Here is a 20,554-nt window from a genome sequence, read left to right on the forward strand (position 1 = left end):
TGACAGAGGAGGCGGTTGCGAGCCATAACCCTTCAGGTTGCCCCGACAGCTTTTGAACCGTAGCGCCCGAGTTTCGAGTAATGAGGGTACTCGTCGCCGGAGCAACCGGGTTCGTCGGCCGCAACCTCGTCCCCGAACTGATCGAACGGGGTCACGAAGTCGTGGCGATGACTCGGAACGCTTCGACGTACGACCCGCCGGAAGGCGTGTCAGTGGTGGAAGCGGACTTGAACGACCGCGAGAGCCTTCGCGGCGTCTTCGACGGAGTGGACGCCGCGTACTACCTCGTCCACTCGATGGGCGAGAGCGAGGACTTCATGGCACACGACCGAGTCGCGGCGCGGAACTTCGTTTCGGCCGCTCGGGGGGCGGAACTCTCCCGTGTGGTGTATCTCTCCGGACTCGGCGGAGAACGGGTCACGCTCTCGGATCACCTCAAATCGCGCCGGGAAGTGGAGTACATCCTCGGCACCGGGGCGTACGACCTCACTGTCCTGCGGGCGGCCATCGTCATCGGCGGCGACAGCGCCAGTTTCCGGATGGTCCAACAGTTGGCCGAGCGCCTGCCGCTCATGATAACGCCACGATGGGTCCGGACGAACTGCCAACCCATCGCCATCGAGGACGTCGTCGGTTATCTCGTCGGGGTCCTCGACACGCCGGAGACGGCCGGTGAAACGTACGAAATCGGCGGTCCGGACGTACTGACCTACGGCGAGATGGTAATTCGGACGGGCGAACTGCTCGACAAACGCGCGACGATGGTCCCGGTTCCCGTCCTCACGCCGCAACTCTCGGCTTACTGGGTCGATCTGGTCACCGACGTCCCCAAAGACGTCGCGCATCCGCTCATCCTCGGACTGAAGACGCGCACCGTCGTGGAAGACGACCGAATCCGCTCGCTCGTTCCCATCGAACTGACACCCTTCGACGACGCCGTGCGGCGCGCAATCGCATGAGCAGGGCAAACCGGATGAATACGCCGGAGTATCGATGGGCCTACGAGAGCATCGTGGACGGGATTCCGGGCGTCACGTTCCCCGATTGGCTCGCACTGACGATTCAGTTCGTCCTCTTCGAGGGACTCATGCTGTTGCTCGCGTGGCGATACGACCTCTGGCACGCCGTTCCGGCGGGTACCGCGGCGATCGTCGTCGCCACCGCCGGAAGCGCGCTGATGCTCCTCATCGGACGACGAGTGCGGGATCTGACGATTCCGATGGCGTACCGAAAACTGTTGTTCGGATCGAGTATCGAGGTGGTTCTCGGCGTCCTCGCCTACGTGGCATTGGTCACCTACCTGCTGGTGTACACGCCTCGGACTGGAGCGCCGCTGCTCGAATCCCTGCTCGGGACGTCGCCCCCGATTCCGGCCGTGTTCCTCACCCTGCTCGTCCTCTGGGACGTGTGCTACCGTATCGGCACCGCGTGGTGGGCGAGCGTCATCGGCTTCTGGGTCTCCGTGAAGTATCCGAGCGAGTCGGAAACGCGCCAGGACCTCCGGCGTGTCGATGCGGTCGTCATCGCCTTCGCCGTGTTGCAACTCGTCCTGGTCCCCTTCGTCTGGGGCTACGACCTGCTGGTGCTCGCACTGGTCGGACACGTCGTCGCCGTCCTCTGCGTCTCCGGGAGTGCGATTTTTATCCGTACCCGCCGCTCAACTATTTAACCGATGACGGTGTAATTCGCTGATAGTCCATGTCCGACAGCGACCCACCGTTCTCGATTCCCTACCGTCCGCGCCGAACGTATCCGCGACGGGGTGGCGTTTGCTACGAAGGGGAGACGCTGTTTCGACTCTCGCCCGACTCCGACCCATCCGAGAACGACCTCGTGGCGCTCGTCGAGCGGGTACTGGACGGGGATTCCTACACCTACGGCGACTGGTTCGACCTTCCCGTCCCGATGTATCTCGTCCGCGACCGCGAACACGACACGACTTTTCGCGTCGTCGTGCGCTACGGTTCCGTCGAACTACACATCCTTCCGGACACCCGTTCTGAGGGGTTGAAGTCTATCTATCGACGATTGTCCGCGGAATCTCCCGTCTCGTGGAGCGTTTCGTGTGAGTCGAATCCGGAAAACTAGTCACTTTCGGAGTACAACCATTATATACCATCGGCGGGACAATGCAATCTAATGGCGCTCCATGTAGACTCCCGAGATTGGACCCTCCGCACGACCCACAATCGAGACGACATGTTGGGGCTTGCGGACGAAGAAGGAATTCAGGCGGCACGGGCGGCTTACCCGTCCGGCTGGCTCTTTCTGACCCGCGACCCCGCGACCAGAGAGCTGGTTCGTCTCGCCGCCGCGACCGGCGGCGAGTGGGAGCTAGAGGAACTCGCGCACGAACTCGACCAAGGAGCCGACAGCGTCGACCGAAGCCTGGACGACCTCGTGGAACTCCATGTATTCCGCGAAGACGACGGAACGTACCGCCCGAACTCGGAAAGCGTCATCGCCAACACAGTCGCGCAGTTGCGCGGTGCGGCGGACGAACGCGGCGCGTCGGACGGCTTTCGTGACCTGACACGGCCGAAGGAGGTACGACTGCTGTTGGACGCACTACTCGCGATGGATCAGGACGAGGTGTTCACGCAGGACGACCTTCACCAACTCGTCGGTCTGTCCCGAAAATCAGTGTGGATGCACGTCGAACCACTCGCGGACCTCGGCGTTCTCACTCCGTCAGGTGAAGGCTACAAAGTAAATGAGTCAAGCTCGGTGTTCGCTCAGATCAGAGCGTTGAACGCGGCGGTCCTCGGTACCGCACTCTCTCCTTAAGCGGTCTGCGTTTGACTGAGGTCGGCGCCGACGTAGCGCTCTTCCCATTCGCGTCGCGCTTCGATTTCCCGCGCTCCTCGGCGGGTGAGCGTGTAGTAGTTCGTCCGACGGTCTCGCTGTCCCTTCTCCACCAACCCTTTATCGACGAGCGAATCGAGATTCGGATACAGTCGGCCGTGATGAATCTCCTTCTCGTAGTACGCTTCGAGTTCTTCTTTGATGGCGAGGCCGTGGGGTTCGTCCAAACCAGCGATGACGTACAGAAGGTCTCGCTGGAAACCAGTCAGGTCGTGCATGGTTCTCCCTAGCCCTACAGAATCATGCAATAGACAAAAGAGTAATGGCCAATCGCAACCTACCCCGACGCCTTCTTCCGATTTCGTGATCCCCCTCTCGACTATTCTCCTATCGAGGACCAGTTGTTCGAATGACATAATATGGCTCTCGCCAAACTTTATAGATAGTTCCCCACCCGTCACGTCTCGGGGTAGGACACGTCGAAATACGGACGCCTTCCGAACGAAAGGATAGCTTAAAACGTCCGTTTTGAGACCTGTCGGGCACGATTCCAGATTCATCGAGTACGAGACACGTTTGTTTATATCTAGCAGGATCAAGTTTATTCAACCCCGTATTTATGCCCATGTGTCTGGTTATCTCTCGCATGGCAACACGGGACGACAATCCCGACCTCGAAACGTACCGCGCCTCGCTCGGTCACGAAGTCTCGGACACGCATCCCTCCCTCGCGAACGAACTGCGTGCCGTAGTCGATGGTGACGTCCGCTTCGACCAGTACACGCGCATCCTGTACGCGACGGACGGCAGCATATACCAATCCCAGCCCGCGGGGGTCGTCTACCCGACCGATGTCGAGGACGTACAAGCAGCGGCGCGCATCGCGGCTGACCACGACATGCCCGTCCTCCCGCGCGGTGCCGGTTCGTCGCTCGCGGGGCAGACCGTCGGAAAAGGGTGTGTCGTCCTCGACTTCTCGCGCCACATGGATTCCATTCTGGACGTCGCACCCGACGAGCGCCGAGCGGTGGTCGAACCCGGCGTCGTGCAGGACGACTTGGACGATTACCTCGCGGAGTGGGGGCTCAAATTCGCGCCCGATCCGGCGTCCTCCAACCGGGCCACGGTCGGCGGCGGCATCGGCAACAACTCCACCGGTGCGCACTCGGTTCGCTACGGCATCACCGACGCGTACACCGCCGAGTTGGACGTCGTCCTCGCCGACGGGTCGCTGATTCACACCCGCGACGTCGAACTCGACGGCGAGGAGTGGGACGAAATCGTGGAACGTGACGACAGGGAGGCCGAACTGTACCGAACCGTCCGGGGACTCGTCGAGGACAACGAGGACGCTATCGAGGAGCGCTATCCGACGCTCAAGCGCTCGGTCAGCGGCTACAACCTCCACAAGGTGATTTCCGAGCGGGACGGAAACCGATACATCAACCTCTCGAAACTGTTCGTCGGCGCGGAGGGGACGCTCGGTATCGTGGTGCGCGCGACGCTGGAATTGGTGTCGCGCCCCGACGAAACCGCACTCGCGCTCTACTGTTTCGACGACCTCGTGTCGGCGATGGAGGCGGTTCCGGAAGCCCTCGAATTCGATGTGAGCGCCGTCGAATTGATGGACGACGAGGTGTTCCGACTCGCCCGGGACTCGACGGAGTTCGCGGAGTACGCCGCTCCGATTCCGGAACGGGCGGAAGCCGCCCTGATGTTGGAGTTCGACGACGAACTCCGGGACGACTTCGAGGACGCCATCGCGGAGACGAACGCCAACTTCGTCCACGCGGGCGAGGCGTTCGACGTGCTCGAAGCCTACACGGCCGACGAGCAGGCGGACCTCTGGAAGCTCCGAAAGGCCGCGATTCCGCTGCTGATGAGCATGGAGGGCGATCCGAAACCGTATCCGTTCATCGAGGACGCGTCGGTGCCGCCGGAGGAACTCGCGGAGTACGTCCGCGAGTTCATGGACGTGCTCGAAGATCACGATACCACGGCGGCCTACTTCGCCCACGCGGGAAGCGGCACGCTTCACATTCGACCGATTCTGAACCTCAAAGACGCCGAGGGCATCGAGACGATGCACTCCATCGCGGACGACGTGACCTCGCTCGTCCTCGACCACCACGGGGCGTTTTCGGGCGAACACGGCGACGGACTCGCCAGAACGGAGTTCAACCCGAAGATGTACGGCGAGCAACTGTGGACGGCGTTTCAGGACCTCAAGACGGCGTTCGACCCCGACTGGCGGATGAACCCCGGAACGGTCGTGTTTCGGGACGAGGACGAAGCCGACATGCGAGAAAACCTCCGTTACGGGCCGGAATACTCCTCACTGGAGCCGACGACGGTGCAGGATTTTTCGGAGGAAGGCGGCTTTTCGCACCTCGTCGAACTCTGCAACGGCTGTGGCACCTGCCGCCAGACCGGAAGCGAGACGATGTGTCCGTCCTACCGCGGCATGAAGGACGAGATGACGACGACGCGGGGGCGGGCGAACCTCCTTCGGGCCGCCATCAGCGGCGAGATTCCGACCGAGGAACTGTTCACCGACCGGTTTCAGGAGGAGGTGCTGGACCTCTGTCTGGGTTGTAAGGGCTGTGCTCACGACTGCCCCACCGGCGTCGATTTGGCGAAACTGAAGGCCGAGGTGAAACACGCCGACCACGAGAAACGCGGTGCGGACCGACGCGAAACGTTCTTCGCGAACGTGCACAGGATTTCGGCGCTCGGGAGCGCGCTCGCCCCGCTGTCGAACTGGGCGACGCGGCTTCCGGGAGCGGACGCGATCGCCGAGAGGACCCTCGGTATCGCCCCCGAGCGCGACCTGCCGACGTTCAGTCGTGAGACGTTCGTGGACTGGTTCGAATCGCGCGGGAGTCGCGTGCCGCCCGACATCGCCACCGAGCGGGTGCTGTTCGTCCCGGACACGTTCACGAACTACAGCTATCCGGCACCCGGCAAGGCCGCCGTCCGAGTCCTCGAAGCCGCCGGCGTTCACGTCCAAGTGCCGACCGACCTCGCGCCGAGCGGACGGGCGGCCTACTCGGAAGGCTTCCTCGACACGGCGCGCGAGAACGCGGAAGCGAACGTCGCGGCGCTCGAATCCCGGGTCGACGACGGCTGGTCGGTCGTCTTCGTGGAACCTTCCGACGCGGTGATGTTCCAGGACGAGTATCGGGACCTCGTCTCGAACCGCGCCGTCGAGGACGTCGCGGCGAACACCTACGGCGTCTGTGAGTTCATCGACCGCAAGCGACTGGACGAGGACATGGAGTTCCGCGGCGTGGCCGAATCGCTCTCCTATCACGGCCACTGCAACCAGAAGGCGCTCAATCGGGACCACCACGCGGTCGGCGTCCTTCGGCGGGCAGGGTACGAGGTGGACCCCCTCGACAGCGGGTGCTGTGGCATGGCGGGCAGTTTCGGCTACCGAGCCGAGCAATACGACCTCTCGCAGGCCATCGGACGGATCCTGTTCGACCAAGTCGAGGACAGCGGCGCGGAAACCGTCGTCGCGCCCGGCGCATCCTGCCGGACGCAACTCGGTGACCGCGCTGGCGAGACGCGGCCGCCGCATCCCATCGAGAAAGTCGCGGACGCGCTCCGGAGTGGCGGAAACTCATACTGAGGGTGGAGATGGCGGCGCTTCGCCGCCAACCATCCTTATAAACGATTAAGGTATCGGCGTTCGATTTTCGAGTATGAAACTCGGGACTGGGCTGTTCACCTGCCAGCGACGCCCGGACGACGACCGTTCGATGACCGAGATTTACGACGAGATGCTGGAGTTGGGCGAGGTGATCGACGCTTCCGGCCTCGACAGCATGTGGGTGTCGGAACACCACTTCGCCGAGGACGGCTATCTCCCCTCCACCATGCCCTCGCTCGCGGCGCTGGCCGCCCGAACGGAGAACGTCGAACTCGGTTCCTGTATCGCACTCGCCCCGCTCTACGACGGCGTTCGCCTCGCGGAGGACGCCGCGACGGTCGACCTGCTGTCCGATGGACGACTGACGATGGGGCTCGCCATCGGGTCGAACCCCCGCGAGTTCGAATCGTTCGGCGTCCCACGCGAGGAGCGTGTCGAACGCATGACCGACCTGACGGAACTCCTCCGTGCCTCCTGGTCGGACGGGGAACTCGACTACGACGCCGAGTTCCACGACGTCTCGCCGGACGTGAGCGTGACGCCGAAACCCGAGTCGGAAATTCCCATCATGTACGGCGGCGGCGTCAAACCCGCCGTTCGGCGTGCGGCACGCGTCGCGGACGCGTGGTGTGCGCCCTCCTCGCTGTCCATCGAGGGCGTCCGAAAGCGCAAAGAGGACATCGAGCACGTTCGGGAGGAGGAAGGAATCGAGGGCGATTTCGAGGTGTACGTCCTCCAACACGGGTTCGTCGGCGATTCGAAGGAAGAAGCGTGGGAGGCGATGAAGCCCGGTTACTTCTACATCCAGCGACGGTACGCCGAGATATTCTCCGGCGAGTCGGTGGACGAACTCCCGGTAGAACGACAACAAGAACTGAAAGAACAGGCCATCTTCGGCACGCCTGAGCAAGTCACGGCGGAGTTGAACGAGTACCGCGACGCGCTGGGCGACGACGTGCACTTCATCTTCCGAACGTACCACCCCGGAATCGGTACCGAGGCGATGGCCGACTGCGTGGAGCGACTGGGCGACGACGTCGCACCGAATATCCGGTAGTTTTATACCGCAAGGACGCACAACACACCCCACCATTTCCGCTGTTTTACGGCCGCGCCGGATGCGAAAAGTGGTCGAGCGGGACCAGCAGTTCCGTACTTCCCTCGACGATGACGTCCGCCATCACCACCGCGTGGTCGTCGTCGATATCGAACTCCGATTCCTCGACGGCTTTCTTCGAGGCCGCGATGTCCTCGGCTTCCATGAACGTGAACAGGAAATCGCCGTCGTCAGTGGACCGAAGGAATCGGGATTCGGTGTGGACACCCTCGTTTTCGAGCGTCTCGAACACTTCGTCCTCGCGCGCCTCCAGTTCGTCACACCACGCACGGAGTTTCTCGGTTTTTCCTGGGTGGTGTTTCTGTCTGACGAGAACTACTTCGGTCACGTCATGAGAACGGTTCTATCGTCCGAAGAATCTATCGCCCTCACACTTTCACCCCGGATAGCACACGGATAAACGGATGCGATGCGTTCGTTCGAACCGAATGTCATCGCTTCCGCTCGAAGACGACCCGGTTCTCGGTCCCTACGTGGACGAACACGGCCAACTCACGCTCGACCCGGCGAACGACCCGTTCGAACGACTCGTCGTCTCCATCGTGAATCAACAGCTCTCGACGCACGCCGCCGCGACGATTCGTGAGCGGTTGTTCGAATCGGTCGAGCCGACGCCGCAGAGCCTCCTCACCGCGGACGAGGGGACGCTTCGGGAAGCGGGGCTTTCCGCACAGAAGGTCGAATATCTTCGAAGTGCAGCGCGGGAGTTCGAGGAGCGAAACCTCACCCGCGAGCGATTCGCGGAGATGGAGGACGATGCCGTAATCGAGACGATGACCGAAATCCACGGCGTCGGCGCGTGGACCGCAAAAACGTTCCTCATGTTCGGCTTGGGACGCGAGGACGTGTTTCCCGTCGAGGACCTCGGCATTCGTCGCGGGATGGAACGCCTCTTCGGGGAGTTAACCCGCACGGAAATGCGGGAGGAAGCGACGGTATGGAAACCGTATCGAAGCATCGCGAGCCTCTACGTCTGGCGCGTCGCCGACGAGAAAAATCCGTGATGGAGTTGTCAAGGGGAGAACCGCCATTCCACTCACGTCCAATGGTTCCAACCTGTTTGGGAAGAATAATTCAGTACTTCCGCAATGAAAAGAAACTCCAGCGAGGGGAACGAACGGTCGAGTATGGCATCGAACCAGACGGTACGAACCGCCGACGAACCGCTCGACGTGCGATTTACCGAGGCGGAACTCGAAGCCGAACACGAACGAATCCTGTCGTTCATCGAGGAACACGTGAACCGTGACGAGGAGCGCATGAGCGTCACGCGCGAACTCGATACCGCCGTCGTCGGCCTGTCCGGCGGAATCGACAGCACGCTGGTCGCGTATCTCGCCGTCGAAGCGCTGGGAACCGAGAACGTCTACGGCGTCGTGATGCCGAGCGAGGTGAGCAGCGACGAGACGATGAGCGACGCCGAGCGTGTCGCCGACGACCTCGGTATCGACTACGACGTCGTGGAGATAGGACCGATAGTCGATGCGATAACGGACGCGCTTCCCGACCACGGGGAGACGAACGACCGGATCGGACGATTCCAACGCGACATAACGGCGGTCCGAACGCGGACGCTCGTGGAGTACCTGAACGGGATGGAGATGAGCGGCGTCGTCGTCGGGACGAGCAATCGGAGCGAATGGTTGACCGGCCACTTCGACAAGTACGGCGACGCGGCCGTCGACTGCCAGCCGATCCTTCACCTGTACAAGCGTCAAGTTCGTCAGCTATCGGCTCACGTCGGCGTCCCCGACCGGATCGTCGAACGGAAGGCGAGTCCGGAAATCGGTGCCGGGGGGACCGACGAGGAGAACCTCGGTGCCAGCTACGACACCATCGACTCCGTCCTCGCGCTGACCATCGACGGACCGGTTTCGCCGGGACGAACGGCCGAACTGGTCGGCATCGAGGAGGAGACCGTCGAGTCGATCATCACCCTCTACGAGCAGTCGGAAATCGAGCGACGATTCGCACCCGCACTCGATGCACCCGTCGATCGAGTTCGATAAGGACCAAATGGGCCGACGGATCAGTCGACGAAGAGCGTTCGATCGACCGAGGTCTCGTTTTCGTCCGTCGAGGAACGACTCGGAAGCCGCGCCAGCAGGCTCATCAGCGCTGCCCCACCTCGTAGCAGGGTCGGTTCGAGCGCGTCGGGAATACGGTCGCGCGACGAGAGGAGCGACGAGAGGCCGTCCCCCCCGCGACTGCTGGGCACGTATCGTCTCCTCCACTGCGGGCCGACGGACCTGCTCGACGCGTCGGAGAAGCCGTTCCGGGAGCGGACCGTCACCGCGATGGAGGACGGGCGTGAGCAGACGATGTACGGCGAGCGCATCCTGAATCGCCAAGTTGTTCCCTTCGGCACCGATCGGCGAGGCGACGTGTGCGGCGTCACCGATGAGCAGGAAGCCGTCGTCGGTCCATCGTTCCGCAAGCCCGGAGCGGATGGAGAGCAGGGAACACGCGTCGAACGAGGTCAGATGTTCGTCGATGTCGCCGTCGAGGGCGGGTTCGATGGCCGAAACCGTCTCCCGAAAGTCGGCGATACCGCGGTCGCGCAGGGCCGGATAGGTGCCTTTCGGGATGAGCAACCCATACTGGGATTCACGCTCGCTCAGCGGGGAGTACACCAGGACACCCTCGTCCTCGACCCGGATGTGTGTCGTGAAGTCCGCCGCCGCACACGGCAGTCGAAACCACACAACCTCGATACCCGTCTCGTTCATTCCCGAATCGATTCCGGCGACCTTCCGGGTGGACGAGAACCGACCGTCCGCGCCGACGACCAGCCGACTCCGAATTTCGAGCGTCTCACCGCTCGGGCGGGACGTCGCGGAAATCCCCGCGACTGAACCGTCTTCACGGAGGAAACCGTCGAACGTCGTTCCGCTGTGAAACGTGAAGGTGTCGTACTCCCGTGCACGTTCGATGAGGAGGCGAAGCAACGGCGGTTGCTTCAACAGGAGGACGTACCGCTCGTCGAAATCGAACACCGGATACGATTTGCCATAGGCGACGACGGTACCCTGGGTGATGACCTCGTGAGGGAGGTCCTCGATGGCATCGAGGAGATCCATTTCGGCGAAGAGACGCGGAAGCGGCGGGCGAAACCCGTAGCCGCGGAATTCCCTGTCGAGCGTCCGCTGGCGTTCGATGAGAACTGTTTCCACGCCGCTTCTGGCCAGCAGATAGCCGAGGACGGCACCGGCCGGACCAGCACCGACTATCACCACGTCCGCCGACTGCTCGGTTCGTTCGGTTCGTTCTATTCGTTCCGCCTGATCGGATTCGGCGGAATCCACCGACTCGTCGGTCATCGCTGTGGCCCCACGGACGCAACGATATCGACACGTCCGGTTTCGGGAAACCGACGGACGTGGACCGGAAGGGACTGCTGTGAGGGGGAGGCAATCATCGGATGTGGGTTCCAAAAACGAAGACAAAAGCTTTCCGGGACGGTATAATCCGTATCCGATTATACAGTGGGGGGAAGCGTGGGTGCATCGATACGAACGGCGGGGGACTTCCGGAGAACATCGCTACAGCTATTGGTGGGGTCGGTCAGATTTCGAACGAGCGTGGTCAGAACGAAACTGAATCGCTTTCGACTCGCCGATGTCGCACAGCAGTTCCTCGGAGCGTTGATCCTCGGTGCCGGGTTCATCATCCCGCCGGACGTGTGGCTCGTCAGCGAGCAAATGTCCACGGTGCGGGTTCTCTTGACCCTCGTACTCGTTTCCGGAATCGCCTATCTGGGGCTGTACTCCGCCGACCAGACCCACGACGTCGAGCGGGAACGAACGGTCGGTGGGGTACCGCTTCGCCTCGTCTCCCTGTTCGTCGTCTCCGGACTCACGGCGACGGCTATCGTGGTGTTCCTTCGGGAACCGTCGTTCTACGGGGCGACGCTCGGAACGACGCTGAAAGCGATTCTCGTCACCAGCCTCTTTACGACCATCAGTGCAACCGTCGCCGATTCGGTGCTGTAGGTGTCGGTGTCATAACGAGAACCGCCCGGCGTTAAAACGTCGGATGAGGCGTTCGATCGGAATCCGTTTCCCGATTTCGAACAGGACGAGTGCGCTGGCACAGAAGACGAGTCCGGTGGAGAGCAGCGCGAACTGTGGTGATAGCCCGAACTGGGTGAAAAAGAGCGGGTTATCCCAGATGTTCGTGATGGCGTGAAACGACTGGAGCGGCGTCACCGTCGCGCCGAGCAGGAACAACACGCCGACGAGGGTACCGCTCCCGCAGAGGATCCGAAGCATGATGCGATGGGAGACGACCGGGTTTTTACGGATGTAGTCCCGGGAGAACCAGAGACCGGCCAGCGCGAGGACGAACACGCCACCGGCGACGATGGCGACCCGTGGGTGGAGTTGGACGTAAGACACGACTTCGGAGACTTGCTCGGAGACCTTGGAAAGTAGCAAGCCGAGCGGGGACGTTTCTCCTGCACCGCTGTACACCAGGAACGTCAGCAGGAGGTTGAAGATGAACGCTCCGCTCGCGGAGTAGGTGACGAACTTTCGGAGGTCCATCTCGGCGATTCCGGCGGGTATCGAAATGGCGGCACGCATCAGCGGCAACATTCGACCCCAGAAGACGGAACTCTCGCCCCAGTGCCCGAACCATCGTTGGCCGCGCTGAATATCGTCGTCGGAGACGTGAACGAGATAGCCCCAGCGACCGAGGACGTATTCGCTGTTCTTCCCGAGGACGTAGTACGCGAGGACACTCCCCACAGTCGCTCCGAGCGTTGCGTCGAGGACGAAGAGGCCGAAGGAAAACGGATCGTGGACGAGTTGCGTGGCCGCGAACGGGACGACGAGTTCGCTGGGTGCGAAATGCAGGATGAATCCCGTTTCGAGCGCCATGTACACGAAGACGGCGAGATAGCCGTAGTCGGAGACGAACGAGAGAACGGTGTGAGTCACCCAATCAAACATTCGATCGGATCTAACGTGAGAACGGCTATCAACTTACTGGTAGCGCCAGGAATCGGACTTTCGTGTCGAAGGGCTGCTGGCAAGCGGTTACAGTCGCACTCGTGAGTAGACTAGCTAAAGATAGTGACGCGAGTCAAACGTGAGTTGAAAAACGGAATATAGAACCCAAACCGAAAGCAAGCGGTGATTTGTGGATGATCAGCGGACATATATTTTCGACAAAAGTAGTTCTACATTGTACCGCATATTCGATGTTATATCATGGAATACCTCTTATATACGTTGATTAACCGATGGTCGTATCGAATCACCGTATGGCAGAGACATACTCGCGACGGAAGGCGCTCGGTATCCTCGGTTTGACAGCACTCTCGACGGCAGGGGTTTCGGTTGCCAAGGAAGGCAACGACGGAAACGGTCAACACCAACGAGGGAACGAAAAGGAGCCTCGCAACGACTTCGACCAACCGGCACTAACTCGGTTCGCGACCGTTCCACTCGGTGCCGAAGTCACGGGACTTCGGATGGCACCCGACGGGCAACTCTTCATGAACGTCCAGCACCCGAACAAGGATAATCCGACACCGTACGACGCGAGTGTCGTCGGTGCAGTCGTCGGCATCGACGGAAGTGGATTTCCCACGGACGTTCCGAACCTTCCGGCCGCGTCGACGGACGACGAGAAGCAAACGACTCGAACCGCAATCGGTCAGCATCAGGTGCTCGCAACTGGGACACAAAAACTCGGAAACGGCGACCTGCTCGGTGTGCCGAACGATGCCGATGGGAACCCGATCACTGACGAAGCCGAGTCGGACATGAACGCGTACGTCCCGACCGGCGAAAACGAGGGATACCTCTTCACGAACTGGGAGGCCCAACCCGGCATGATTTCGCGGATGTTCCTCAGCCGCGATGGGGACAGCGCGGAGTGGACTGTCGAGGACGGAAGTATCGAAAATCTCGATGTGCGGAGAATGGAAGGGACGTGGAACAACTGCAACGGCTCGCTCAGTCCGTGGAACACACCGCTGTCCAGTGAGGAGTACGAACCGGACGCGAAAGCGTGGTTCGAGAGCGACGAGAAAACCTACGGCAACGCCGAAAAGACGTTCGAGAACTACCTCGGCTACTTCGGGAATGCCTACCGTTACGGGTTCATCGTGGAGGTCGAGGACCCGACCGGCGATGCGACGCCGACGAAGCGCTTCGCGCTCGGACGGGCATCCCACGAGGTCGGCGAAGTGCTCGGCGACGAGCGCACCGTCTACCTCACCGACGATTACGAGGGGGGCGTCCTCTACAAGTTCGTCGCCGACGAGGCGGGCGATTTGAGTGCTGGTACGCTCTACGCCGCGAAACTCGAACAGGATGCGACGGATGACGTGACGAAGGCCGGGTTCGACGTGGAATGGGTCGAACTGGCACACGGCGAGGAAGACGAGATCGAGTCGTGGATCAGCGAATACGACGATCAGGACCCGACCGCGGACGGATACGAGGCGAAGTACATCACCGACCACGAGATTCGGGAGTGGGCGAACGGAAACGCCGAGGACGACCGCGTCGCCTTCCTCGAAACCCGGAAGACCGCGGCCGCGCTCGGCGCGACCAACGAGTGGCAGAAACTGGAAGGAATCAGCGCACCGAGTGACGCCAAGCCGGGAGACGTTATCAACATCGCCTGCTCGAACGTCCACGCGACGATGAGCGACGTGGACGGCGACGTGATGCTCGAAGAGGACACATACGGCGCGGTCTACAGCGCCCGACTGACTGGAAGCTACGATATCAAACGCATCGAACCGTCGCTGGTCGGCGGCCCCGAAGCGAACGTCGTCGCACCCGGTGACGACGGCAAAGACGCGAACGGAATGCTCCTGAACACGCTCGCCAACCCGGACAACATCGTCACCTTGGACGACGGCCGCGTTCTCGTCGGCGAGGACGGCGATCACGAGAACAACGTTCTCTGGCTGTTCACGCCCGGAAAGCGAAGCTGGAAAGGAAACGACGGCCACGGCAACGAGGACGGAAATAACGGCGACGGGAAGGACGACGGTTGCTAAGTCGGCGACTTCGAGGTTCGATTTTTTCCGAGAGCGGCAAATGACTCGTTCACTCGTCTGCCCTCGGTTATAATCCATACGCGTCAGACTCTATCTCTTGTACTGCCGGGACACGGCGGAGGAGCGGATGAGCAGCCCAGAAGATCGCCATCGAAAACAATCCGACGGTTACCCCGAGCATCAGTAAGTCGAGTCCGACAATCGTTGCGAGCGCCCCGCCGAGCAGTGAACCGACCGGCTTTGCGACACCGGTGACGCTGTACACTACAGCGGTCACACGGCCGAGGAGACGGTCGGGAACGAGCGACTGAATCATCGCGATGAGTATCGTGTCCATGACGCCGATCGGAACGAACGCGAGGCAGACGAGGACCGTCGATAACGGCAACCACTGCATCCGAACCGCGGCGAGCCATGCAACACCGCCCAAGCAGTAGCCGACCGCACCGAGCAGATGTATCGGTATCCGTTTGAGTTTCGGCGCCGCGAGAGCCCCGACCAACCGTCCAGCGGAGAGTCCGGCGAGGAACATCCCGTACGTCCCTGCCCCGCCGTGTGCTGCCCCGAAAGCGGGAAGTACTGCAATCGTCGCGTAGGCCGCGACACCGGACAGGACGAAGGTGACGAGAATCGGGACGAGAACTGTAGCCCGAATATACCGAATTCCCTCACGCAGTTTCTCGGCGTAATCACCGACTGCCGATGACGATGGCTCGCTGTTCGATCGCTCTGCGGTAGGAACGCGAATATCGGCAAAGACGAGGGCAGCGATGGCAAACGTGGCGGAGTCGATGAGATACAGCGAAACCGCACCGACGAGTGCGATGAGTACGCCACCGACGGCGTTGAAGAGGAAATCCACTCCGCCGTAGGCGAAGGAGAACGCCGAATTCGCATCGACTAACTCTTTCGTTTCGACGATTCGAGGGAGTGCAGCGCTCTCCGCCGGATAGACGATTTCGTTGACCAGTCCGGCAACCGGAATGACGAGAAGCACCGTGGGGACCACAAATCGATCCGTGACGACCGCCAGCGGTACGGCCAGAACGAGAACACATTGAACGAGTTGGGTTCCCAACAGCGTTCGCCGAAGGCTCCATCGGTCGACGAGCGGTCCGATGAGGACCTGAAACGTCTGCGGAAGGAGAACCAACGCACCCGCGAGACCTGTGTAGAACGTCGAGTCGCTGAGGGAGTAGACGAGCCACATCGCCGCGATGTAGTAGAGACTGTCGCCCGCGTTCGTGATGATTCGACCGAAAAACAGCCGTCGGAACGTCGGGTTTCGGAAGAGCTCTCGCATCAATCGAACCACTCGCAGGGTAGCCATAAATGTAATCCAAGCGATATTTCTGTTGGCGGAGGAACAGAATAGTCGTTCTGTTCAGCAGCCGTCAGAACTGGAGACGCCGAACGTCTCGTCGACGTGGACGGTCAGCGACGACGTATCGACTCGAAAAGTCACGTCCACCCGGAGCGGAGTTCGGTTAACGATGGTCACCCTCTCGGGGGAAAGCTCCGAAAATCTCCAGACGGGTCGCTCTCGGACGACGATAGCGTGTTCGTAGTAGAAATTGGCGACGGTCGGATTTGCGAGCAAAAGCGCGTGGTCGAGCGCAAGTCCGGCATCGGCACCGCATCGTTGACATTCGAACGAAACCACCGGTTCGCCACGGAAATGGCTGGTATCTTCGGATTCGGTCGCCGACGTCGAGGCCGTATTCGGCGGATCCGACGGTCGCACCGTCGGTTGCATTCGACCGTTACAGTACGGACAGAAGCCATCGATAGCGTGTCGTGATATCGTTCGGATATACCGGTCCACGACCGCTGGAATCGCGTCGTGGTCGTACCCTGAAAAGACGGACGGTGGTGCTGGGACGTTCCATCCGGATGGACACGAGGAACAGGAGTCACAACCGATGCGGATGGTTTCGCTTTCGTATTCGATTCGCAATCGGTCTCCGCTCGTTTCGCATCGGTCGTTCAATTCGACCGGGTCGAGCGTACCCCGTGCCGTGTATATTCCGGATGCAATCGCACCGCAAACGTGTTTGCCCGCTTGGGTGAGCCGATACGTACCCTCCTCTTCCTCCTTCGTGACGAACCGACCCACGAGCTTTCCGAGATGATAGTTGAACCCGCTCGATTCCCGTTCCCCGGCGGCGGTTCGCAGTTCTGAAAACGTCATTCCGGAATCGTTGCCCTCCCAAAGCGTCTGTAAAATCGTGAGGCGAGTTCCGTCGGAAAGCGACGTAAACACCTCGTGAGGTTCGGCTTCGTGGATAAACGGGTCGCTCATGCGCTACCTTGGAGACGTTTCGGCATAGCGATATTGGGAGCGTTCTCGACAGCCCCAGACACAGGTCGTACGCTCAAAACGTACATTTGCGAAAGGTATAAATAGGTGTACGCTTCACGTATGGGTGGCGATGACGAGATGAGCAACACCACGCCGACGACCGAACTGTCGATGACCGCGCTTCCTGCGGTGGAAGGAGAACACGGAACGAGGACGAACTGATGGCAAACTGGGCACCCGATACCGACGACGACCGAATCGAACACATCGTGGAGGACGTGCGTGACCGTCCCGAAGTCGCCGATGTGGAGCACGACGACGAGACGATAACCATTTCCTTCGACGAGCAAACGACGTTGCCCGAGGGCTTCGACGAATGGGCCGACGCCAACGACCTGCTGATTCGTGACGTCGAGGTGCGGCCCGAGGACGACGGCTTCGCCGTTCACCTCACCTTCACCGACGAAGTCGAAGCGCTGTCGTCCCTCCGATCCGGAGTGGACAACCTCCGTCGATACCTCGACGCGGACCATTCCCCTGCCACACGGCGCAAGGCGCTGATGGCTGCCCGCGGACCGTTCGCACGAGCGAAGTGGGGTCCGTCCCATGGGGACCAACACGAGGGAAGCGACGGATTTCACGCCGCCTGTAACCACCTCCGTCACCGGTACGGCACGGGCAGACACCCACGCTCTCGGTTCGGAAACGACGATCCAGGACGGTTCCGGTCGCGACAATAGTTCCGGGATAAATTCGAGCACGCGTCCGCGCACTCGAACCGGCGGTCGTGCGTCGATCACCCGGAGTACCCTTCGAATCCCGTGATTTGGCTCCCGAACGCTCGGGACCGCGTTACAGGAACCGTTTTTTCTTGAGCAGTGCTCGGTCGGTGGGGAGGATGTACGCTTCAGGAAAAAGAGTACGTGTAGAGCGTACATTATACAGTATATTTAAATATACGTACGTCTCAGGCGAGAGTGGAGACGACAAAATGAGTAACGATTCGAACATGATCGAGGCCGACGACGTCCGCCTCACGTACGCGGACGGGACGGAAGCGGTCCGAGGAGTGAATCTAACGGTACCGAAAGGGGAGTTCTTCGGCTTCTTAGGCCCGAACGGTGCAGGAAAGACCACGACGATAAAGACGCTGACGACGCTGTTACGGCCGACGTCGGGAACGGTGCGGATCAACGGATTCGACACGGACGAGGATTCACGGGCGGTCCGCCAATCCATCGGGTACATGGCCCAGGAGACCAGCGTGGATCCACACCTCACTGCACGGGAGAACATCCGTTTCGCCTGCGAGGCGTACGGCGTCCCACGCGACGAGCGGACGAATCGTGTGAACGAGTTACTCGAACTCGTCGATCTCGCGGACGTGGCGGACAAACGCTCCGAGCGGTTCTCCGGTGGCATGAAAAAGCGACTCGACGTGGCGACCGCGCTGGTTCACCGACCCCAGTTGGTGTTTCTCGACGAACCCACGACGGGGCTGGATCCGAAAGCACGACTCAACCTGTGGGAGTACTTCCGAAAGATCAACCGACAGGGAACCACGGTGTTCCTCACGACGCAGTATCTGGAGGAGGCCGACGAACTCTGTGACCGTCTGTCGGTGATTCAAGGCGGGAAAATCGTCGCGACCGATTCGCCACAGGCGCTCAAATCGCGCGTCGGCGGAGACGTTCTCGATATCACGATCGAGGAATCGAACGACGAGGAGCGGGCGCGTGCCCGTCGGGTCGTGATCGAATCCGGCCTGTTCGCCGACGCGACTATCGAAACGACCGCTGACGGGATTTCCCTCACCGCGAAGAACGCGCGGCGTAACGGCACCGACCTCCTACTCGCGCTGCGGAACGCCGATTTCACGGTCGTCGGCTTCGACGTTCGGTCGCCGACGCTCGACGACGTGTTCCTCGCCATCACCGGCGAACACGTGGACGAGGTCACGACGGGAACTGACACGGACGGCGCGTCCGCCGCACCGGAGGTCAGCCCGTGAGCACCACCGAACGAACAGTCCCGACGACGGGGAATAGCTTCGTCGTCGACGTCTGGATCATCCTCAAGCGCTGGCTCATCAAGACGACCCGTGACCCGATGGTGCTGATATTCACCTTGTTCCAACCCATCATCTTTCTCGTCCTGTTCTCACAGGTGTTCGGGGATGCCACCAGCGGCGTACTGGCGCAGTCGCTCGGCGAGAACGTCAACTACGTCACGTACCTCGTACCAGCGATCGTGATTCAATCGGCGTTCTTCGCCGCCGGTTCGTCGGGTACCGGACTGACGGACGACATGGAGACCGGGATGTTCGACAAGATCCTCGTCTCGCCGATCCATCGGGGTGGAATGCTGCTCGGGAAGTCGCTTTCCGAGGTCGTTAGAATCGTCGTACAGACGTTCATCATTCTCGTCCTCGGGTACGTCCTCGTGTGGCTCGATACCGGCGGTTCGGTCGGCACGTACGTCGCAACCGGTCTACCGGGGGTACTCGGCATCGTGGTCGTCGCGATGGTGTTCTCGATCTGGTTCGCGGCGCTATCGAACATCGTCGCCGTCGCCACCGGAAACGGTGAAGGAACCATCGTCGCGATGATGATACTCCAGTTCCCGATGCTATTCCTCTCGAGCGCGTTCCTCCCGATCGATTCGCTCCCCACGTGGGTGCAGACGGTGGCGAAAATCAACCCGCTCACGTACGGTATCGACGCCACTCGCGCACTGATGCTGAACCAAGACGTATCGAACGTTCTCACCATCTCGGGACTCGGCGGCGTCTGGAATACGGTGGTTCCGGCGCTGGTCGTTCTCGGCGTCCTCGACATCGTACTCGGGGCGATAGCTGTCCGATTCTTGAATCGGGCGTCGAGTCCGTGATCCGAAGCCGTATTTTGCAGTTCGCGTACAATATAGGTACATCGGGAGGTAGTCGGGAGGTCGGAAGTCGAAAGTACGTATGAGGCGTACATCTCCGGATTTGTTAAGTAGATGTACGCCTTATACGATTTCAGAGAGCGAAATGAGTACCATCGCACCGGCGACCGAAGCGTTCAACCCTCGCGTCACGGAAGACGTGGATAGAACGGAGAGCAACCGATGAGCTGGGCCCCAGATGCCGACGACGAACCCGACCGCTTCGAGCGTATCGTAGAAGACGTCCGTGACCGACCCGACGTCGCCGACGTACGGGTCGACGACGAGACGATAAAGATCTTCTTCGAGGAGACGAACCGGCTTCCCGATGGATTCGATGAGTGGGCCGACGTGAACGCCCTCTCGATTCGGGATTTCATGATCCTCCCCGACGACGAAGGATTCGTCGTCGGACTGGAGTTCATCGACACCATCGAAGCGCTGTCGCCACACCACCACGCCGCCGAGGGGCTTCGCCCGTACTTCGAGGCTGGCGTACCACCCGCCGCGGCGCTCGACGCGTGGATGGCCGACCGGGGACCGTTCAGCCAAGCCGAATGGGCGCGGTTCCGCGGCGTCGGTCGGCAGACCGTCGGTGACCGAGTTCGGAACGCCCGCGAGCACGCTCCAAAACGACGGTTGCGCGACGCCAAGCGACGACGGCACGACGACGATGCGGAGTCACCGTGGTGGGACCTCTTCTGACGATTCGCAGTCGGTAACACACGA

The 20,554-nt window shown here is 61.1% G+C and carries 19 protein-coding genes and 1 pseudogene; 14 read left to right on the forward strand and 6 right to left on the reverse strand.

Annotated elements, in window-relative coordinates:
* Positions 1–80 precede the first annotated feature (80 nt).
* The 4 genes from NKF25_RS19710 to NKF25_RS19725 are packed head-to-tail and all read left to right on the forward strand — an operon-like array spanning position 81 to position 2,787.
* A complete protein-coding gene (locus NKF25_RS19710) occupies positions 81–959 on the forward strand; it encodes an NAD(P)H-binding protein (protein WP_253228345.1) in 879 nt (292 codons plus the stop codon).
* Positions 956–1,669, forward strand: coding sequence for a hypothetical protein (locus NKF25_RS19715; RefSeq protein WP_253228346.1), 714 nt, complete (start codon positions 956–958; stop codon positions 1,667–1,669). Before NKF25_RS19710 ends, NKF25_RS19715 begins: the two co-directional genes overlap by 4 nt.
* Before the next feature lie 29 nt (positions 1,670–1,698).
* A complete protein-coding gene (locus tag NKF25_RS19720; RefSeq protein WP_253228347.1) occupies positions 1,699–2,088 on the forward strand; it encodes a hypothetical protein in 390 nt (129 codons plus the stop codon).
* 51 nt (positions 2,089–2,139) lie between these two features.
* Positions 2,140–2,787 (forward strand): hypothetical protein, encoded by a 648-nt coding sequence (locus NKF25_RS19725; RefSeq protein ID WP_253228348.1) that lies wholly within the window; start codon positions 2,140–2,142, stop codon positions 2,785–2,787.
* On the opposite strand, the gene NKF25_RS19730 is transcribed toward NKF25_RS19725, so the two are convergent.
* Positions 2,784–3,083: a PadR family transcriptional regulator gene (locus NKF25_RS19730; RefSeq protein ID WP_253228349.1), complete on the reverse strand. Its 300-nt coding sequence runs from the start codon at positions 3,081–3,083 to the stop codon at positions 2,784–2,786. The two genes, NKF25_RS19725 and NKF25_RS19730, sit on opposite strands and share 4 nt — an antisense overlap.
* A 368-nt stretch (positions 3,084–3,451) precedes the next feature.
* Here NKF25_RS19730 and NKF25_RS19735 point away from each other — a divergent pair, with 368 nt between their 5' ends.
* Together NKF25_RS19735 and NKF25_RS19740 are read left to right on the forward strand one after the other, a co-directional pair.
* Positions 3,452–6,439, forward strand: a complete 2,988-nt coding sequence (locus tag NKF25_RS19735; protein ID WP_253228350.1) for an FAD-binding and (Fe-S)-binding domain-containing protein — start codon at positions 3,452–3,454, stop codon at positions 6,437–6,439.
* Positions 6,440–6,512: 73 nt separating this feature from the next.
* Positions 6,513–7,517, forward strand: coding sequence for an LLM class flavin-dependent oxidoreductase (locus NKF25_RS19740; RefSeq protein WP_253228351.1), 1,005 nt, complete (start codon positions 6,513–6,515; stop codon positions 7,515–7,517).
* A 46-nt stretch (positions 7,518–7,563) separates the two neighbouring features.
* Here NKF25_RS19740 and NKF25_RS19745 read toward each other — a convergent pair whose 3' ends face one another.
* Entirely contained in the window at positions 7,564–7,905 is a 342-nt protein-coding gene (locus NKF25_RS19745) for a DUF6176 family protein (protein WP_253228352.1), read from the reverse strand.
* A 100-nt stretch (positions 7,906–8,005) separates the two neighbouring features.
* Here NKF25_RS19745 and NKF25_RS19750 point away from each other — a divergent pair, with 100 nt between their 5' ends.
* A complete protein-coding gene (locus NKF25_RS19750; RefSeq protein ID WP_253228353.1) occupies positions 8,006–8,581 on the forward strand; it encodes a DNA-3-methyladenine glycosylase 2 family protein in 576 nt (191 codons plus the stop codon).
* A 123-nt stretch (positions 8,582–8,704) separates the two neighbouring features.
* On the forward strand, positions 8,705–9,586 hold the full coding sequence (locus NKF25_RS19755) for an NAD+ synthase (protein ID WP_253228455.1): 882 nt from the start codon (positions 8,705–8,707) through the stop codon (positions 9,584–9,586).
* Between the two features lie 267 nt (positions 9,587–9,853).
* Here the strand turns inward: NKF25_RS19755 and NKF25_RS19760 are convergent.
* Positions 9,854–10,897 (reverse strand): annotated as a pseudogene (locus NKF25_RS19760) (FAD-dependent monooxygenase); the annotation flags it as partial.
* Positions 10,898–11,158: 261 nt separating this feature from the next.
* Here NKF25_RS19760 and NKF25_RS19765 point away from each other — a divergent pair.
* A complete protein-coding gene (locus NKF25_RS19765) occupies positions 11,159–11,569 on the forward strand; it encodes a DUF2391 domain-containing protein (protein ID WP_253228354.1) in 411 nt (136 codons plus the stop codon).
* A gap of 9 nt (positions 11,570–11,578) precedes the next feature.
* Here NKF25_RS19765 and NKF25_RS19770 read toward each other — a convergent pair whose 3' ends face one another.
* A complete protein-coding gene (locus NKF25_RS19770) occupies positions 11,579–12,529 on the reverse strand; it encodes a DedA family protein (protein WP_253228355.1) in 951 nt (316 codons plus the stop codon).
* Between the two features lie 314 nt (positions 12,530–12,843).
* Here NKF25_RS19770 and NKF25_RS19775 point away from each other — a divergent pair, with 314 nt between their 5' ends.
* Entirely contained in the window at positions 12,844–14,598 is a 1,755-nt protein-coding gene (locus NKF25_RS19775) for an alkaline phosphatase PhoX (protein ID WP_253228356.1), read from the forward strand.
* 67 nt (positions 14,599–14,665) lie between these two features.
* Here the strand turns inward: NKF25_RS19775 and NKF25_RS19780 are convergent, their stop codons facing one another.
* Positions 14,666–15,901 (reverse strand): MFS transporter, encoded by a 1,236-nt coding sequence (locus NKF25_RS19780; RefSeq protein WP_253228357.1) that lies wholly within the window; start codon positions 15,899–15,901, stop codon positions 14,666–14,668.
* 81 nt (positions 15,902–15,982) lie between these two features.
* Positions 15,983–16,900 carry a helix-turn-helix transcriptional regulator gene (locus NKF25_RS19785; protein ID WP_253228358.1) on the reverse strand — a complete coding sequence of 306 codons (918 nt, stop codon included), beginning with the start codon at positions 16,898–16,900 and terminating at the stop codon, positions 15,983–15,985.
* A 221-nt stretch (positions 16,901–17,121) separates the two neighbouring features.
* Between NKF25_RS19785 and NKF25_RS19790 the strand changes: the two genes are divergently transcribed.
* From NKF25_RS19790 to NKF25_RS19805, 4 genes are all read left to right on the forward strand, one after another.
* Positions 17,122–17,640, forward strand: a complete 519-nt coding sequence (locus NKF25_RS19790; protein WP_253228359.1) for a hypothetical protein — start codon at positions 17,122–17,124, stop codon at positions 17,638–17,640.
* 251 nt (positions 17,641–17,891) lie between these two features.
* Complete coding sequence (locus tag NKF25_RS19795; RefSeq protein WP_253228360.1) at positions 17,892–18,911, forward strand: ATP-binding cassette domain-containing protein; 1,020 nt, start codon at positions 17,892–17,894, stop codon at positions 18,909–18,911.
* A complete protein-coding gene (locus NKF25_RS19800) occupies positions 18,908–19,789 on the forward strand; it encodes an ABC transporter permease (RefSeq protein WP_253228361.1) in 882 nt (293 codons plus the stop codon). The genes NKF25_RS19795 and NKF25_RS19800 overlap by 4 nt, the downstream gene beginning before the upstream one ends.
* A gap of 219 nt (positions 19,790–20,008) precedes the next feature.
* The gene (locus NKF25_RS19805; protein ID WP_253228362.1) at positions 20,009–20,530 is read left to right on the forward strand and encodes a hypothetical protein; all 522 of its coding nucleotides are present in this window, start codon (positions 20,009–20,011) and stop codon (positions 20,528–20,530) included.
* Positions 20,531–20,554 lie beyond the last annotated feature (24 nt).

The sequence above is a fragment of the Haladaptatus sp. AB643 genome (assembly GCF_024136975.1).
Taxonomy (GTDB): domain Archaea; phylum Halobacteriota; class Halobacteria; order Halobacteriales; family Haladaptataceae; genus Haladaptatus.

Coding starts and splice junctions, on each gene's coding strand:
- NKF25_RS19735 (WP_253228350.1), top strand. CDS start 3,452: ATGGCAACACGGGACGACAATCCCGACCTCGAAACGTACCGCGCCTCG.
- NKF25_RS19780 (WP_253228357.1), bottom strand. CDS start 15,901: ATGCGAGAGCTCTTCCGAAACCCGACGTTCCGACGGCTGTTTTTCGGT.
- NKF25_RS19795 (WP_253228360.1), top strand. CDS start 17,892: ATGAGTAACGATTCGAACATGATCGAGGCCGACGACGTCCGCCTCACG.
- NKF25_RS19755 (WP_253228455.1), top strand. CDS start 8,705: ATGGCATCGAACCAGACGGTACGAACCGCCGACGAACCGCTCGACGTG.
- NKF25_RS19720 (WP_253228347.1), top strand. CDS start 1,699: ATGTCCGACAGCGACCCACCGTTCTCGATTCCCTACCGTCCGCGCCGA.
- NKF25_RS19805 (WP_253228362.1), top strand. CDS start 20,009: ATGAGCTGGGCCCCAGATGCCGACGACGAACCCGACCGCTTCGAGCGT.
- NKF25_RS19725 (WP_253228348.1), top strand. CDS start 2,140: ATGGCGCTCCATGTAGACTCCCGAGATTGGACCCTCCGCACGACCCAC.
- NKF25_RS19710 (WP_253228345.1), top strand. CDS start 81: ATGAGGGTACTCGTCGCCGGAGCAACCGGGTTCGTCGGCCGCAACCTC.
- NKF25_RS19770 (WP_253228355.1), bottom strand. CDS start 12,529: ATGTTTGATTGGGTGACTCACACCGTTCTCTCGTTCGTCTCCGACTAC.
- NKF25_RS19740 (WP_253228351.1), top strand. CDS start 6,513: ATGAAACTCGGGACTGGGCTGTTCACCTGCCAGCGACGCCCGGACGAC.
- NKF25_RS19750 (WP_253228353.1), top strand. CDS start 8,006: ATGTCATCGCTTCCGCTCGAAGACGACCCGGTTCTCGGTCCCTACGTG.
- NKF25_RS19730 (WP_253228349.1), bottom strand. CDS start 3,083: ATGCACGACCTGACTGGTTTCCAGCGAGACCTTCTGTACGTCATCGCT.
- NKF25_RS19775 (WP_253228356.1), top strand. CDS start 12,844: ATGGCAGAGACATACTCGCGACGGAAGGCGCTCGGTATCCTCGGTTTG.
- NKF25_RS19790 (WP_253228359.1), top strand. CDS start 17,122: ATGGCAAACTGGGCACCCGATACCGACGACGACCGAATCGAACACATC.
- NKF25_RS19715 (WP_253228346.1), top strand. CDS start 956: ATGAGCAGGGCAAACCGGATGAATACGCCGGAGTATCGATGGGCCTAC.
- NKF25_RS19785 (WP_253228358.1), bottom strand. CDS start 16,900: ATGAGCGACCCGTTTATCCACGAAGCCGAACCTCACGAGGTGTTTACG.